18 protein-coding genes are annotated in these 15,376 nt (G+C 38.1%); 1 reads left to right on the forward strand and 17 read right to left on the reverse strand.

Annotated features, from left to right (window positions below):
• The first annotated feature begins 80 nt into the window (after positions 1–80).
• Entirely contained in the window at positions 81–1,337 is a 1,257-nt protein-coding gene (locus MBBTH_RS07110; RefSeq protein WP_116592362.1) for a dihydroorotase, read from the forward strand.
• Positions 1,338–1,380: 43 nt separating this feature from the next.
• On the opposite strand, the gene MBBTH_RS07115 is transcribed toward MBBTH_RS07110, so the two are convergent.
• From MBBTH_RS07115 to mtrE, 17 genes are all read right to left on the reverse strand, one after another.
• The gene (locus MBBTH_RS07115) at positions 1,381–2,616 is read right to left on the reverse strand and encodes a 4Fe-4S binding protein (protein WP_116592363.1); all 1,236 of its coding nucleotides are present in this window, start codon (positions 2,614–2,616) and stop codon (positions 1,381–1,383) included.
• A gap of 18 nt (positions 2,617–2,634) precedes the next feature.
• Positions 2,635–4,062 carry a Ni/Fe hydrogenase subunit alpha gene (locus tag MBBTH_RS07120; protein WP_116592364.1) on the reverse strand — a complete coding sequence of 476 codons (1,428 nt, stop codon included), beginning with the start codon at positions 4,060–4,062 and terminating at the stop codon, positions 2,635–2,637.
• 1 nt (position 4,063) lies between these two features.
• Entirely contained in the window at positions 4,064–4,990 is a 927-nt protein-coding gene (locus tag MBBTH_RS07125) for an NADH-quinone oxidoreductase subunit B family protein (protein WP_116592365.1), read from the reverse strand.
• Positions 4,991–5,005: 15 nt separating this feature from the next.
• On the reverse strand, positions 5,006–5,431 hold the full coding sequence (locus tag MBBTH_RS07130; RefSeq protein WP_116592366.1) for a hydrogenase iron-sulfur subunit: 426 nt from the start codon (positions 5,429–5,431) through the stop codon (positions 5,006–5,008).
• Positions 5,432–5,751: 320 nt separating this feature from the next.
• Positions 5,752–7,002: a SufB/SufD family protein gene (locus MBBTH_RS07135; RefSeq protein WP_116592367.1), complete on the reverse strand. Its 1,251-nt coding sequence runs from the start codon at positions 7,000–7,002 to the stop codon at positions 5,752–5,754.
• Entirely contained in the window at positions 6,971–7,726 is a 756-nt protein-coding gene (locus MBBTH_RS07140; protein WP_116592368.1) for an ABC transporter ATP-binding protein, read from the reverse strand. The genes MBBTH_RS07135 and MBBTH_RS07140 overlap by 32 nt, the downstream gene beginning before the upstream one ends.
• A 123-nt stretch (positions 7,727–7,849) precedes the next feature.
• Complete coding sequence (locus MBBTH_RS07145) at positions 7,850–8,119, reverse strand: PRC-barrel domain-containing protein (RefSeq protein ID WP_116592369.1); 270 nt, start codon at positions 8,117–8,119, stop codon at positions 7,850–7,852.
• 56 nt (positions 8,120–8,175) lie between these two features.
• The gene (locus tag MBBTH_RS07150) at positions 8,176–8,784 is read right to left on the reverse strand and encodes an NTP transferase domain-containing protein (protein WP_116592370.1); all 609 of its coding nucleotides are present in this window, start codon (positions 8,782–8,784) and stop codon (positions 8,176–8,178) included.
• An 18-nt stretch (positions 8,785–8,802) separates the two neighbouring features.
• Positions 8,803–10,272, reverse strand: a complete 1,470-nt coding sequence (locus MBBTH_RS07155) for a methanogenesis marker 14 protein (protein ID WP_116592371.1) — start codon at positions 10,270–10,272, stop codon at positions 8,803–8,805.
• 163 nt (positions 10,273–10,435) lie between these two features.
• Complete coding sequence (mtrH, locus tag MBBTH_RS07160; RefSeq protein WP_116592372.1) at positions 10,436–11,368, reverse strand: tetrahydromethanopterin S-methyltransferase subunit H; 933 nt, start codon at positions 11,366–11,368, stop codon at positions 10,436–10,438.
• A 14-nt stretch (positions 11,369–11,382) separates the two neighbouring features.
• Positions 11,383–11,619: a tetrahydromethanopterin S-methyltransferase subunit MtrG gene (gene mtrG / locus MBBTH_RS07165; protein ID WP_116592373.1), complete on the reverse strand. Its 237-nt coding sequence runs from the start codon at positions 11,617–11,619 to the stop codon at positions 11,383–11,385.
• A gap of 12 nt (positions 11,620–11,631) precedes the next feature.
• Positions 11,632–11,838: a tetrahydromethanopterin S-methyltransferase subunit F gene (locus tag MBBTH_RS07170; RefSeq protein ID WP_116592374.1), complete on the reverse strand. Its 207-nt coding sequence runs from the start codon at positions 11,836–11,838 to the stop codon at positions 11,632–11,634.
• 13 nt (positions 11,839–11,851) lie between these two features.
• Entirely contained in the window at positions 11,852–12,568 is a 717-nt protein-coding gene (mtrA, locus tag MBBTH_RS07175) for a tetrahydromethanopterin S-methyltransferase subunit A (RefSeq protein WP_116592375.1), read from the reverse strand.
• A complete protein-coding gene (gene mtrB, locus MBBTH_RS07180) occupies positions 12,569–12,898 on the reverse strand; it encodes a tetrahydromethanopterin S-methyltransferase subunit MtrB (protein ID WP_116592376.1) in 330 nt (109 codons plus the stop codon).
• A 17-nt stretch (positions 12,899–12,915) separates the two neighbouring features.
• A complete protein-coding gene (gene mtrC, locus MBBTH_RS07185) occupies positions 12,916–13,731 on the reverse strand; it encodes a tetrahydromethanopterin S-methyltransferase subunit MtrC (RefSeq protein WP_116592377.1) in 816 nt (271 codons plus the stop codon).
• 1 nt (position 13,732) lies between these two features.
• Positions 13,733–14,425, reverse strand: a complete 693-nt coding sequence (mtrD, locus tag MBBTH_RS07190) for a tetrahydromethanopterin S-methyltransferase subunit D (RefSeq protein WP_116592378.1) — start codon at positions 14,423–14,425, stop codon at positions 13,733–13,735.
• 13 nt (positions 14,426–14,438) lie between these two features.
• Positions 14,439–15,317 (reverse strand): tetrahydromethanopterin S-methyltransferase subunit E, encoded by an 879-nt coding sequence (mtrE, locus tag MBBTH_RS07195; protein WP_116592379.1) that lies wholly within the window; start codon positions 15,315–15,317, stop codon positions 14,439–14,441.
• Positions 15,318–15,376 lie beyond the last annotated feature (59 nt).

Below are 15,376 nucleotides of genomic sequence, written 5' to 3' on the forward strand. Positions count from 1 at the left end.
TGTTTTTAAATTAAAAAAAACTTATGATTTAAAAATATGTAATGACAAATATCTAAACAGTAATTACTAGGAGATTAATCATGGATTTAGTTTTGAAGAATTGTAAATTAGTCGATAAAAATGGGGAACACTTTATAAAAATCGAGGATGGGCAAATTACAGACATTTCCAAAAACCCATTAGAAGCATCACAAACAATTGATATAAAAAGCAATTACGTGCTTCCAGGTTTTATTGACCCCCACATACATTTCAGAGATCCAGGATTAACCCAAAAGGAAGATTTTAAAACAGGAAGCGAAGCTGCCGCAAACGGGGGTTTCACAACAGTCATTGACATGCCAAACACCCTACCAAAGACAAACACCTACAATGCCCTCAAGGAAAAAATCAAGATAGCCAAAGGAAAGTCTGTGGTGAACTTTGAGCTTCAGGCAGGAACCAATTGCCTTGAGGAAATGGAAAGGATGATGGAACTTCGCCCAATCTCATTCAAGATCTTCATGGACCTGGAAAGTGATGAAAGCCTGGAGAAAATATTTCATGATTTATCCCTATTAAAGGAAAAGACAGCATATAACGGACTGGTGGCAACACATTGTGAGAAAAAATCAATTGTTGAGCGTGAGACAGCAAGACTAAAGGAGAAAAGTAAAAATGCTGCCATTGACTACACTTATGCCCGTCCGGCAGTTGCTGAAGACGAATCTGTCAGGCAGGCAATAGAACTTGCTAGGGCCAATGACTTACGTTTGCATATCTGCCATTTAAGCTCAAGGAAATCACTAAGTATGGCAAAAAGTGCAAGTAAAAGCATGCCTATAAGCTGGGAATTTACACCACATCATTTGTTGCTAGATAATTCTTCGTACAATGTATATGAAACATTCATAAAAACTAATCCTCCATTAAGGGAAAAACAGGATTCAGTGAGAATCAGTGATTTGGATGAGACTTCAATAATAGGAACCGACCATGCCCCACACACACTTGAGGACAAGACAAAAGGTACCTGGGCATCATCACCTGGAATACCAAACCTCGAAACAGTGGTTCCTTTGCTCCTTACTGAAGTGAACAGGGGAAACATTGACTTGAAAATAATCCCAAAAATCTTAAGCCAAAATGCCGCAAAAGTCTATGGATTGGAAAATAAGGGTGAAATCGCAATAGGAAAAGATGCCGATTTAACAGTCATCGATCTAAAACAAGAGGGCAAATTCAATATTGAAGAATTCAAAACAAAAGCGGAATACTCACCATTTGACGGATGGGAATATCAAGGACTACCTGTAATGACAATAGTCAACGGAAAAATAGTAATGGATAAAATCTAACTAATTTTTAAAAAAAAATAATAAATAAATAGGTTTTATCAACCTATTTATAACATAAAGCGTCTTCTGGACATGCTTCCATACATTGACCACATAAAGTACAGAATCCTGCAATTGGTAATTTAGGATTGTCTGATTTGTGGAGCATATCGTATGGACATGCTTCGATACAGTCACCACATTGGTCACATTTGGATGGGTTGAATGAAATTCTGTCTCTTGTGACAGATTCGCCATCAATTGTTAACTCATATTGTTCTACTTTTAAAGCGTCGTTGGAACACATTGAAGCACAAGCTCCACATCTGATACAACTTGTGAATGATGGTTCTCCACCAACTTCTTCTAAAGCAGGGCATAACATACCGGTTTTGGTAACTACGCGAATTGCTTCTGTAGGGCATTTGTTAGCACATGCACCAATGAAGTCACATTTTTCAACATCACGGCCAATACCTTCAGCGTCGACAGGTGCACCTTCACCCCATTCAACATTAATTTCTAATGCGTCAACAGGACAAAGTTTTACACATAAACCACATGCTGCACAGACACTAGGAATAGCAACTGTTAAAGTAGCACTGTTTGCTGAAATGAAGTCTCCAGGACATGCTTCTACACAAGTATTACATCCAATACATTTTGCTGAATCGAAAGTGAATGATTCAATTTCTTTAGTACGTTTAACTGGTACTTTTTCAGCAATGTAAATTGCATTCCATGGACAGGTTTGTGAACATAATCCGCATCTGATACAATCGTCACTTACGGTAACAGGGCTTCCTACTTCATCAAGAGTAATTGCGTTTACAGGACAAGGTTCTACACAAGTTCCACATCCAACACAATCTTTGATGTAAACAGGACCTTTACCTTTAAGATCAAGTTCGTATTCTGCAGGTTCAACTACACCTGGAATACCGATTACATCAACTGGGCAAATGTCAACACATTTTTGACACATTACACAGAAACCTTCAACTTCTTTTAATTTTTCACCAGTGACTTTAAGAGTTTCTTGTGGACATACTTCTTCACATTTACCACATTGGTCACATAATACTGAGTTGAATACTAATCTTGCTTGTTCAATACCTTCAGCAATTTCGAACATTTCAACTTTTAATGCACCTTGTGGACAAGCGTCAGCACATTTTGGTTCTTCACCACAAGTGTCACAGTGAATAATAGCATTAGGTGTTACATCAATAGCTGAGGTAGGGCAAGTACCTTCACAAGCACCACATTTAATACAGCCATCTTCGTTAAATACAATCATTTATAAACCCCCTTAAAGTTAGAATTTTTTAATGAGGTTTCCTTCACTGTCTACAATATTTACTTCAGCTAATCTCATTTGGCTATCCATTGTGTGGGTAGCACAGGATAAACATGGGTCGTAAGCTCTGATAACCATTTCCATCAAGTTGAAGATGCTGTCGTCTACTTCAACACCAGGTTTGATGTAGTCTTTAGCAACTTGGTGAATACCCATTTCCATAGCTGGGTTGTTTTGGATTGTAGCTACAACAATGTTAGCGTAATTACATAATCCATTGTCATCAGATTCGTAGTGGTGGATTAAAGTACCACGAGGAGCTTCTACAATACCTACACCTTTACCTTCGGTTCTTTCTAATGCATCAGGGAATTTTTTACCGGATAAATCTTCTTCTAATGCTGCAGCAGCACATTCAGCGGATGCTAATAATTCGATGAGTCTAGCATAGTTGAATAATAATGGTGCTTGAGCGTATCCGAAAGCGTCACGGAAAGCTTTAAGAGCTTCTTGTGCGAGAGGTGCTTCTTTAGGCATTTGATCACAGACGTTAATCCTGGATAATGGTGCTACTCTGTAAATACCTTCTGGGTATCCCATTTCTTTAATGTAAGGGAATTTTAACCAGGAGTAAGGTTTTACGTGTTCAGCAACATAGTCAGTATATTCTTCGTTTCTGTATTCAAATAAGTCGCTTCCATCTTTGTCTTTGAATCTAATGTTACCATTATATACATCCCAAGTTCCATCAGGTTTTACGGTACCACAGTGTCTGGTGTCACCGAAGTTACCTAATGAAGCAATTAAGTCGATGTTTTCTTCAAATACTGGAATAGCTAAGTCTAAAGTAGCTTGTGCTAATTCAACGTTTTGTTTTGCTCTTTCGAGTAAGTCTTTTTGAGTATCAGCGTCTAATTCGGTTGAGATACCACCAGGGGTGGATGAGGTAGGGTGAATAGGACGACCACCTATTTTTCTAACCATTTCTAAACCGTTTCTTCTGATGTTAATTGCTTGAAGTGCAATTTCAGGCATGTCTTTAATAACTTGGAAAACGTTTCTAGTTTTTCTGGTTCCGTTAGGAATGATTAAATCAGGTGCTGCTAAGAAGTAGAAGTGAAGAGCGTGGGAGTGCATGTATGAACCCCAGTTCATGATTTCTCTCATTCTGTATGCAGCAGGTAAGATTTCATAATCATCGAATCCGAAGATTTGGTCAACAGCTTTTGCAGCTGCTAAGTGGTGTTGTACATCACAAATACCACAAATACGAGGGACTAATCTTGGTAATTCTTCTACAGGACGGCCTGTTAAGAATTTTTCGAATCCTCTGAATTCCATAACGTGTAATCTTGTTTCTTCAACATTTCCTGCATCGTCTAGATGCACGGTAATTTTAGCGTGTCCTTCAATACGAGTGACAGGCTCCATTGTAAGTTTAACCATTTTATTCTCCTCCTTTCTGCATTTTCACTGGCACTAAAGCAGCAGCTAATGTGTAAGTGTAGAAAGTACCTACGATATCATCTAATTGATCAGCAACAGTTTCTGGGTCAACGGTTTTATCTTCTTGTACACCGTAGTCAGATGCAATCGCACTGATCATTTTTGCTCCTTGGTCTAATACTTTAGCGGTAGGACCGTAACATCCTCTACATTGGATACCAATGGAAGGACATTCTGCACCACATAAGGATACGGTAGCAGGACCCATACATACTAATCCTTGACTGATTAAACATAAGTCAGGTTCAGGAGCGCCTAATTCAAATTGTCTTTTAATGAAGTCCATAGCTAAACCTGCAGGTGGTTTTTCTCTAGGACATACTTCACAAAGGTTGGTTGAAGGTAATTCAATTGTTTCTCCTCTTAATAATGTTAAGATAGCTTCTGCTACAACATCGGAACGAGGTGGGCAACCTGGAATCATTAAGTCAATATCCATAGCATCACCAATAGGTCTTACTCTGCTTTCGAGATGTGGTACATCTTCGTGAGGAATAACACCTTCAGGGTTTACAGTAGATACAGAGTTAATGTATGCTTCTTCTTCTAATTCTTCAACAGTCCATAAGTTACCGAGACCTGGAATACCTCCATAGCAGGAACAAGTTCCGTAAGAGATAACCATGTTAGCTTTTTCATTTAACATTTCAGCTAATTCTCTGTTTTCTTCGTTTCTGATTCCACCTTCTACGATAATAATATCTAACTCAGGCACTTCATCATATTTAGTATCCATGAGCACAGGGGAAAATTCGAAATCCGCAAATTCCATAACATCAATTAAGGATTCGTGGAAATCCGCAATGGATAAGTGGCAACCGGAACATCCGCCGAACCACATAGTTCCTATTTTAACTTTATCTGCCATATTCATTCCTCCAATCTAGTTTTCAGCATCTAATTGTTCTTTTAATGGAGCTGGACCTAATTCTTTAATTCTGTTAACCATCATTTTAACAGATTGTGAGAATTTTTCACCTTCGGATGCGGAAATCCAGTCGTGGTGAACTCTTTCTCTTCCAATTCCTAAATCTTCAACTAATTTATAAATTAATCTCATTCTACGATCTAATTTGTAGTTACCTGCATCATAGTGGCAGTCACCCATGTGACATCCAGCTACAAATACACCGTCAGCACCTTCTTTAAATGCTTTCAAAACAAATTGTGGGTCAATTCTTCCAGAACACATTACACGAATAACTCTAATATTCGGTGGGTATTGCATACGTGCAGTACCAGCTGTGTCTGCTCCTCCATAGGAACACCAGTTGCAACAAAACATTACAATTTTTACATCATCAGCCATAGAGTTTCTCCTCCTCTATAATATTTTTTCTGATTTTGAAAAACTTTTGTCTTTCAAAAACCCAATTTTAAAGTTTTTTAAAAAATTTTAAAATTTTTCTTTTAAGGAAATACTGTTTAGGTATACCTTAAAATCACAATTTCACGTACGTAATGAGCTAGCTCAGCATTACATTATGTACTGATTAATATATATTATAAATAATTAATATAAAGGTTACTTAGAAAATAAAGTCAAAAAGTTTATATACTATAAAACGAGTTTGAAAAAAGTAATCGCAATAGGGTTTAAAATTGAAAAAAAAGAAAAAATAGATGGAATTACATTCCATCAAGACTCATATCAATCATTCTTTGAGTTTGCTCGGCTAATTCGTCAGGAAGACCAGTGATATCCATGTTTAAAAATCCTCTAACAATCATGGATTCGGCGTCTTCTTCAGCAATTCCACGAGATGTCAAGTAATTGATTTCATCTTCGGAAATCTTACCGACTGCTGCCTCGTGAGACATTTCCAAGTTAGCGGAACTGGCTTCAAGTTCAGGCACGGCATAAATGAAGCTGTCATCGGACAATACCAATCCATGACACTCCAAATGACCTTTGACTTCAGGCACAGTACCTGCCAAATGTCCTCTTGCATAGATTTGTGATTCGTCTTGAGCAACAGCCCTTGAAATAACTTCTCCTCTTGCTCCAGGAGCATTCAATAAGACTCTTGATCCCACATCGATTATGGAATCCTTTTTACCTCCTTGAATACTTTGGAAAATTGCTCTTGAATCTTTACCATCACAATATGCAGTTGGGAAAGATTGAATGGTACTTACAGGACTTGTTAAGATATAATTATTAATATAAGTTGAATTATCCATCAGTTTGACACCTGTTCTTGGACGAACTTCAACCTGTTCGGCCCAGTTGTGAACCATTGTGAAAGTGATTTTGGAACCAGGTTTCAAATACATTTCAGAAACCCCTACGTGCATTGCAGAACCCACGTCATCACCGGTTGCACATCCTGTAATCAAATGCAATTCTGAGTTTTCCTCAGCGATAATCACGTTGTGAGCAGTTTGCATGATGTCCTCATCACTGATGAACATACAAGCCTGAACAGGCATTACTTCCTTGGTTCCAGGCAATGACCTTACAAAGTAACCGCTTAAAACGCCGTTTTCCTTTTCATTTAATGCGGTTTTTGCAGTGTATTTGTCTGCATCCGGCTTTACAACATTCCAGAGATAATCCTCCAGCCAGCTGTACTTCTCCAATGCGATGCCCATATTCATTACTTCAATTGAATCGGACATGGAGTTGTTTGTGAAAATATTACTTTGGTCCACCTGTAAAAATGATCCTGACCTGTTCTTCTCTTCAGTATCGACTCCTACCTGCAAGAGGTCCTTTTTGGTCTGTTTATCCAAATCATCCAAGTCATCAATCATATCTAAAGCATTAACTGTTTCATCACTGAAATTTTCAATGGTAACATCAGCCCCTAAAGCTGCCTTTTTATTTATTGCTCTTTCAGCATCCTCATAAACATTGCGCACACTCAACACATCCATTAAAACCGTTTTTTCTAATATCTTCTAAAATTTCTGAAGGATTTCCTGAACAAGAAATCACACCGTCAATCAAAACATGCGCCTTATCAGCACTTACAAAATTTAAAATATAACCTAAGTGAGTAATCAAAAGTCCGCTTCTTTTTCTTGAACGTTGAGGTTTATCCTTATCCAACAATGTTCCTATTTCGGAAGCGATTAATTCAACGTTTTCGATATCCACACCGGAATCCGGTTCATCGAACATGGTGAAATCAGGCATCTGAGCGAGCAGCTGTAAGATTTCAGAACGTTTCACTTCCCCACCGGAAAATCCTAAATTGACATCCCTATCAAGGAATTCATCACTGAACTTGAGTTGGTCAGCCAATGCCTTCATTCTAGGGTTCAACTCTTCATCCATATCCTGATGGGACTCTATTTTAAGCAGGTCCCTTACGGACACTCCTCTGATTGCAGGAGGGGTTTGGAAACTAACTCCTAAACCTAATTGCACTCTTTCAGCAGTAGTTAATTCAGTAATATCTTGACCTTTAAACTTAATGGACCCTTCAACTACATCATATTGTGGAAAACCCAAAATAGTTAAAAACAAGGTACTCTTTCCAGCACCATTAGGCCCTAAAAGGACATGAGTTTCGCCTTCATCAATTGAAAGGTTAACTCCCTTTAAAACTCTTTTACCGGCTACTTCAACAGCCAAATTTTCTATTTCAAGCAACATATAATCACCTTATGAATAAATAATGAATTTGTTTTATACTATAATAGTATAATTAACTAAATATAAATAATTAACACCCTATATGGAATAGGGTCAAAAATAAAAAAAAGAGAATAACTGAAATTATTCAGTTACAATAATGAATTCGCCAACTTTTTCCACTTTAGCAAAAGGAACTAACAATAAGTCACCGTTTCTTTTAGCGCCTTTTACATGAATATTACGGTCGCTTTCTATCCTGATAGCGATATCGACGATTTTACCAGTTTTTTCATTAATAATTAACTCGTCCAATACTCCAAGGATACGTGCGTTGTTGGTAGCTACTTGGTAGTTTTTAATTTCACTCCATAGTTTTTCTTCTCTTTTTGGAAGTTGTTGTTTATTTTCCATTTAATCACCTGATAAAAATAATTTTTACTTATATAATTATTAAAACTTCATTATATTTAAATATAATATTCATGATATAATTTTTCTGCAATTTCACTGTCGGGAATTGTATTGATGTTCAACGCCAATTCCACTTTCGCGAGAACCAACTGATTTTCATCCTGGATGATGTTTTCGCTTCTTAAAATGTTTAGTCCCGATGGCACCTTTCCATCAAAATCATATGAATATTCAAGGCCCAAATCCTTAAAAACCTCTACAGGAACCAGAACGGACAATGCGTCCTTATCCGAATCCAGGTAATGAGTTATGACATCATCAATGGTTTGTGAAGATATGAAAGGCAAATCGGCATTTATGAAAACCAGAATATCCTCTTTGGATCTTTTTTCAAAATAATCGAGGATGTATGATAAGTCTTTTAAGTAATCGTCCCCTGAGGTGTCTAAAATTTTATAATCCTCATTTAAAGATCTTAGATATTCGGTTGTCTGCCTGGTGTTGGGACTCACAGCAATGACAATTTTATCAATCAATCTGGATGATTTCAGGTTGTCAATCACGTATTTAATCAAAGGTTTATCATGCAATTTGAAAAGAGGCTTTTCGCAGGGAACTTTTAGTCTGGTTCCCATACCTCCTGCCATTAAAATTGCATAAATCATGAAAAAACCACTTGAATTCTAAGCGAACTTGCCGCCCATCATTTTCATACGGTCTTTAAGAATGCATCTTCCACCTTGCTTACCTCCAATAGGCACTCTAGGTGTTCCCATTGAGTTCATACAACGGGCCATGATAGCAGAACCTAACGCCAAACCGTCCTCAACGAATACGACGTTTTCAAACTTGTCCTGAACAGCTTCCAAAATAAGTTCAGGCTTGCGTCCGGTGATACCTGCCCTACCTGTTATTCCCAATGCGGAACCTGGAACGATGACATTTTCAGCAAAAGCAACATCCAAAACCCTTTTTACGATATTGGTACTTACATAGTCCAGGGTTGAAAGCAATGTTGGAAGGCCATCGGCATCATAGAATTGAGCACCCAATTCCATCAAGTCATCGAGTTTATCACCATTGAAACCTACATCACAACCGATTAATGTAGTTCCTGCATTTTCAGCCGCTTCAGGATTAACCGGTACAGTACCGAATCTTTCGACATCCATTGGCACTTTGGTAATGTTGATCAGCTTATGTGCTTCCAAAGCATTGGCCTCAGCTTGCTTGTGGTCTGCCTTTTTCATTGCCTTATCTGAATACAAGTCCAAAGCAGCACCGTTCTTCTTATCGATTTGACCGGAACCTCTAGCCAAAGAGTCGCTTACAACACCTGCAAGACCCAGGAAGTTACCGACTGTATTTGCATAAGGCTCATTATCATTAACGATACGTCCTGCCAATGTTGAACCGAAATCAAGGGAAACACAAGGGTTTCTGTAGTCAACATCTGTCCATTTGGCACCCAGTTTAATACCTGCAGTAACAAGTTCCCCTTCCATCTCATTTGCAACAGTTTCCTTACCTTGAGGAGGAACTACACTAACAACAGCTCCGTCAAACATGATGTTTTCCAAAAGGGAATGTTTCTGCAATCTTTCAGGAAGCTGAGAAATGCTCATTGCAGGAGACATCTTACGAGGAGGAATATCTGCTTCAAGACAGCCGTCAGCTAATGCAATAATCAATTGACCGGCTTCTTCAGCAGTTGCAAAACCTGCAGTTACCCCAGTAGATCTCACAACGAAATCCAAATCCTCATATTTGTCAACATGACATTTTCTTAATGATTCCAAAACTGTATCCTTAATCAGCTCGGTTACGGATTCCTTGGAAAGTTCAATTCCCCAAACTGTCTTACCGAAAACCTCTTCATTAGGTTTTGGCGGACGTATATCACGGGTCATTTTAACGGTTTTATTCAATAAATAAGATTCACTTGTGTTTAAATTAGTGGCCATTACAATGGATTTTGTAGTGGTGTTACCTAATTCAACAGAAGCAGTTACATAAAAAGTGTCTGGCTTTTGCACAGCGCCAGGACTTGCAGGACCTGCCTTTTGAGCTCTTAAAGTGGCTAAATTACCTGTTTTAGAATGAGCAATAATAGGTTTAGGACCTTTGTTAAAAATTCTACTTAAAAAAGACATTATCTAACCTCTCCAAAATATAAAGTTAAATAATACTATCTTTTTATAATAATATAAATTTTATTAAAAAGTTTTAGAAAAAATCAGTTAAAAAATAGTTTTTGAAAAAAATAAAAAAAAATTGATTAGATGAAATGAATCATCTAATCGGGACCCCTTATATCTATAATAAGTTGTTAATTGGGTGTTCTTCAATTGGTTCGGTACCGATATCTTTTGCTGCTTCAGCAATCATGATATCTGCCATACCACATGCAGGGAATGCGAGTCTTGAGTTTTCGATAGGTCCGAAAAGAACGAAGTCTCCACCAGCCATTTGTTGAACGATGTTTGAACCAATATCACAAACAGGCCATGCTTCTTTGTGTTCTTTTTTGTATTGTCTTAACCAGTCCCATGCGGAAGGTACGTTGTGAATACCGGATCCTACTGGGTATCCCCATTTAGCTTTTACTGCGTAAGCGGTTCTTACAGCAGGTCCTGCACCTTGACCTAATGGAGTTACAGCTACGTCCATCCATGGTTTGGTAATTCCACATTCGTCAGCCATTTCAAGAATACCTTGATCGATAACTGCTCCACCAGTTTCCCAGATTTCGATTTTTCCTTCTACACCCGGAGTCATTGGGTTGAATCCTAAGAGAATGGATGCATCGATGTCAGAGTTTTTAAGAGCTTCAATTTCGCCAGGTTCTGCAGCCATACTTATAGAGTTGTAAACAGCTCTTTCAGCTAAACCTACTTCTTGAACATATTCTACACCTGCAATTTTAGCAGCAGCAGCGGTTGAATCTATGAGGAAAGGTTTGTCACTGACGTCTCCTACAAATTCTAAGTATTTTACCATAGCTTCTGCTGTAGCACCGAAATTTTGTATAACACAAGGGTTTCCGGTTACATCAGACATTTCTTCCATTGTTTTAATTAATCCTTCAGCAGCGTCTTTATCAAAGACCCCTGCTTTTTCATCACTAATAATTTTGTGTCCGCCGTAAAAGATTGTTCCTGCTAAAACGGTAGGGTATTCACCAGGTTGTCCACCCATTTTAACGCCAGCAATATCAACGACGAGTTGTTCTTTATCAAATCTAAACATAAGTATAAACCTCCTTATATTAAGGTAGCTAACATTGAAGCTACACCGAATTTTATAGCTACAACTAAAATAATTAATCCAATTATAATACCATAAAGTATACCAACATCTCTACCAGTTTGTTGGCCTAAACGTTGATAATATTCCCCAACAGTGAAATCAACTTTTTCTTCTGCTTCATCTAATTTAGCAGTAATTTGGTTGAAATCATCTGAGGAAACCATTACTTGAGGTACTGATTCTTCACTCATAATAACACCTCTCTAAAATCCTAATGCTTTTGCAATAAAAGGAATAATTACGATTAAAAGTAAAGCTATGCATGCTCCAATAGCAAATCCTTTAAATCTTGTTGCAAGTAAACCTGCAAAAAGTTTACCTTCTCTTGCAAGGAGCTTTGAACTGTACTCAGCATCATCTGCTGCAGTTTTCATACTATTAATATTTGGTTTGTTTGAAATTTGTACCATAATTATTACCTCCTTAGAACATCAAGAATAAAACTCCAATGATTAAAGTGAAAGCTAAACCGATCATTATACCTTGGACTTTACCTGCATAATTACCAGCCATATTTCTTTGGATAGCTCCAACCATATCGATTTTAGTGTTTATGTCCCTAATTCTTGCTTCGATAAGGCCAGTTTCAGCGGAAACAACTTTCATTGCTTCGCCTTCTTCTTCTTCTCCGCCATCATCATCTACAGAAATAACCATAGCTTCTTCTTCAAAAGCACCTGGGTCTTTTTCTACGCATTCATTGATTTTTGATTGAATTGCTCCAATATCTTCTGTATCGATTAAGTCAACAATCTCTAATTGTTGTTGGAATCTTTCAATACCGTCGAGAGGAACATTCTCTACGAAAGGAATAGCACCGGTTGCGCCGATGATTTTCTTTTTATCTGGGTCTGCACCATTATCATATAATGCTTGGATACTTTGACCAGTAATGTGTCCTTGTACTTCAGCACCAGCTAATATTAAGAAACGAATATTAGGGTTTGAGATAATGTTTGCGACTACTTTTTCTATTCCTAAGTTTTCTGTTTTACATGGACCTGCGATAGCTGCTCCAGATAATTCAGCTTCAATGTGAGAAGCTAAAGTGGTAACCGCAACAGGGCTTTCAGGATCACCTACAATGTAATCCCCACTAATAACCGGCCAGCCGTCTGCAGGAGCTTTTTTATCAGCCATCTATAATACCCCCATCGCTTGTAAGATTGGCAATGCAGCAAATATGATGAATGATGCTAATAAGAAACCATATACCACGTTAGTTAATAATCCTGCGGTAACATAGGAACCTTCCCTTCCAGGGTAAGATCCAACAGGACTTGTGTATGGGTCTAATGAAGCCATTAATTCATCAGCAGCCAATTCAACTTTTGCTACTTGTTCGTTTACGTCGTCCATAGATAAGAGTACAACTCCACCACCTAAAGATGATCCGATGATCCCGGTTGCAGGATCTAATGCGAAATTCATTTCAGGTATAATTTGTATCATAGGTAACATTTGAGCCATATTTAATTCCTCCTAATCTATTGCTCCACTTTAGGCCATAATCCAGCCCATTTGGTTGATGCTGCGTCATTAATTGAAGCTAATACGAATGCTCTGAATGATACAACCCATCCGATTAAACCAACGATGAATACAAGGAACCAACCTAATCCGCCAGTAGTGACAGATAAGAGACCAACAATAGTCATTGATAAGAATGCAGTAGATGCTGCACATTTTAAGGTTCTTAATTGATCTTCGTTAGGTCCTAAACATGCGTTGAATGGGTGTTGAATAGCCATAGTACACATAATAAATAATACAGCAATAAAACCAGTTGCAACAACATTTGTAAAGATTGCAGTCATGTCATAACTACCTGCAATAGCAACAGCAAATCCTAAAATAGATAAAGTAGCTGCACCTGCAATTTCAATAGTACATTGAAGCATAATAGGGATTTTCATACCTACGATTTTAGTAGCTACAATAGCAATAACTGCTCCAATAATTACAGCAATTACAAAACCAGCGACAGGTCCGAGAATGGACATTTTTAAGATAGTTGCTAAACTGAGACCTGCTAATGCAGAAATTACACCAACTGAAAGAGACATATAACCGATAGATGGTACACCAGTACCTAAACCGTAACTTGCTACTCTACGAATAGCATCTGCTCCCCAAATAATTGCTAATACTGCGCCAATACCAGCAACAACAGGGCCAATTAAGTCTCCTAAAAAGCCGGATAAGTAAATACATAATAATCCGCCAACGATACCTACAGCTAATAACATTGTTGAACTTACTGCACCTGCAGCTGCACCGTCAGCACTTCCACCAGCAGACATCTTAGATACCTCCAGTTAAAATAATACAAAATATTCCGACAACGATAGATGCGATAGCACATGCAATAGCTCCGGTACCAATTCTTTTGAATTTTGGATCGTGCATACCTTCAATGGTACCACCGATGTTATATGAAGCAATTACAGAGTTGATAAAGAACACACCTACACCTAAAATAGCAGCTAAACCGATTGCGATAGCAGGTTCAAAAGAAGCTTGTACAGTATCATAAATACCGTAGTAGACTAATCCACCACCGAAACCACCAAGAAGACCTCCAATGAGACCACTTACAAATGAAGTTAAAGGTACACCGTGACCTTCGGTACCAGGAGTTTTGTAAATTTCTTGGTTACGTTTGGTAATCCAGTCTACAGGAACTTTGGATGCAGCAGGAACAATACCTACACCGAAGATGTAGATTAAGTTAGCAATGAGCATGGTAATACCCATCATGATCATAGCACCGATTGCACCACCAATACCTACTATATAAAATGGTTCACCTGTCATGGTTGCAGCAGTGATTAATCCTGTTAAACCTGCACCAGCAGCTAACATAGCAGTACCGGTACCTACACCAGTAGCGGTTGCCATAGCCGCAGGAGCTCCTCCTACAGGAATAAAGTGCACACCTGCACCAATCATAATACCGCCTATTGCGATGAATAAAATTAATGTAATTGGATCCATAATCGAAACCTCCTTATTCTTCCTCATATGGTCCATATTTGGTTCTTGCAAATACTTCTAAATAGTTATCCATGATAATTAATAAGATAACAATGATAATACCTACAATAATACCACCATATACTCCAAATACTACTGTATTCCAGAAACTAAAGAATACAACGAGACCGAAACAGAAACCAGTTAATGGTCCACCGAATTTAGCACAGAAGTTTACAACATCCATAGAGTTTTTAGCACCCATTGGAGCTTTAGTAACGATATCCCCTTGGATAGCTACAGGAGTTCCTCCACCAAATTCGAATTTTTGATACTCACTTTCAGCACCATAGTGAACGTCCCCAGTTGAAGAACCGATAGCACCTAAAGCAATACCCCAAAGCATTGCTAAGAGTGGTAATGGGAATACGTGTAATGGGGTTCCATTCAATGGAATGGTCATTAAGTAAGAAATTCCGACAATACAAAAACTAGTTATAAATCCGTGACCTACGATAGGTCCTAAAGATTGTGTTAATACATCCATAAATAATGGTTGTTCGAATTGGGATTGTCCGACAATCCTTCCCATGTGGGATGTAACAGTATAAATAGCGTGAACAAAAGCAGCGATACAAGCACCCATTGCAATAGCAACGATAGGGATTAAACCTAAAGACATTACTAAGTATGCAACAGCACCAGCAACACCACACCAAACACCATAAGCAACTGGTTCACCAGAAGTTGCCTTGTTTATCATACGGTGTAAATGTCCCATTTGTGGAGCAAGTTGAACTTGGGAGTTTGGGTTACTTTGAGAACCGATATCAGATTCTAAGTCCTCTGCAGCCCCTCCGATAGTAGCAACTGCACCCATTAATGCAACTACACCTAATGTTACAGGGTCCATAATTTTTTTCCTCCATATTATTTTATTAAATTGATCATTTAATAAACGTGAAATTTTGA

It is taken from the genome of Methanobrevibacter thaueri (genome assembly GCF_003111625.1).
Taxonomy (GTDB): domain Archaea; phylum Methanobacteriota; class Methanobacteria; order Methanobacteriales; family Methanobacteriaceae; genus Methanocatella; species Methanocatella thaueri.

What these genes read in the sequence shown, in the direction of transcription:
- MBBTH_RS07135 (WP_116592367.1), bottom strand. Translation starts at nt 7,002, where the DNA reads ATGGATGTGTTGAGTGTGCGCAATGTTTATGAGGATGCTGAAAGAGCA.
- MBBTH_RS07170 (WP_116592374.1), bottom strand. Translation starts at nt 11,838, where the DNA reads ATGGTACAAATTTCAAACAAACCAAATATTAATAGTATGAAAACTGCA.
- mtrD (WP_116592378.1), bottom strand. Translation starts at nt 14,425, where the DNA reads ATGGATCCAATTACATTAATTTTATTCATCGCAATAGGCGGTATTATG.
- MBBTH_RS07155 (WP_116592371.1), bottom strand. Translation starts at nt 10,272, where the DNA reads ATGTCTTTTTTAAGTAGAATTTTTAACAAAGGTCCTAAACCTATTATT.
- mtrH (WP_116592372.1), bottom strand. Translation starts at nt 11,368, where the DNA reads ATGTTTAGATTTGATAAAGAACAACTCGTCGTTGATATTGCTGGCGTT.
- MBBTH_RS07130 (WP_116592366.1), bottom strand. Translation starts at nt 5,431, where the DNA reads ATGGCTGATGATGTAAAAATTGTAATGTTTTGTTGCAACTGGTGTTCC.
- MBBTH_RS07115 (WP_116592363.1), bottom strand. Translation starts at nt 2,616, where the DNA reads ATGATTGTATTTAACGAAGATGGCTGTATTAAATGTGGTGCTTGTGAA.
- mtrE (WP_116592379.1), bottom strand. Translation starts at nt 15,317, where the DNA reads ATGGACCCTGTAACATTAGGTGTAGTTGCATTAATGGGTGCAGTTGCT.
- MBBTH_RS07110 (WP_116592362.1), top strand. Translation starts at nt 81, where the DNA reads ATGGATTTAGTTTTGAAGAATTGTAAATTAGTCGATAAAAATGGGGAA.
- mtrA (WP_116592375.1), bottom strand. Translation starts at nt 12,568, where the DNA reads ATGGCTGATAAAAAAGCTCCTGCAGACGGCTGGCCGGTTATTAGTGGG.
- MBBTH_RS07150 (WP_116592370.1), bottom strand. Translation starts at nt 8,784, where the DNA reads ATGATTTATGCAATTTTAATGGCAGGAGGTATGGGAACCAGACTAAAA.
- MBBTH_RS07140 (WP_116592368.1), bottom strand. Translation starts at nt 7,726, where the DNA reads ATGTTGCTTGAAATAGAAAATTTGGCTGTTGAAGTAGCCGGTAAAAGA.
- mtrB (WP_116592376.1), bottom strand. Translation starts at nt 12,898, where the DNA reads ATGGCTCAAATGTTACCTATGATACAAATTATACCTGAAATGAATTTC.
- MBBTH_RS07120 (WP_116592364.1), bottom strand. Translation starts at nt 4,062, where the DNA reads ATGGTTAAACTTACAATGGAGCCTGTCACTCGTATTGAAGGACACGCT.
- mtrC (WP_116592377.1), bottom strand. Translation starts at nt 13,731, where the DNA reads ATGTCTGCTGGTGGAAGTGCTGACGGTGCAGCTGCAGGTGCAGTAAGT.
- MBBTH_RS07125 (WP_116592365.1), bottom strand. Translation starts at nt 4,990, where the DNA reads ATGGCAGATAAAGTTAAAATAGGAACTATGTGGTTCGGCGGATGTTCC.
- MBBTH_RS07145 (WP_116592369.1), bottom strand. Translation starts at nt 8,119, where the DNA reads ATGGAAAATAAACAACAACTTCCAAAAAGAGAAGAAAAACTATGGAGT.
- mtrG (WP_116592373.1), bottom strand. Translation starts at nt 11,619, where the DNA reads ATGAGTGAAGAATCAGTACCTCAAGTAATGGTTTCCTCAGATGATTTC.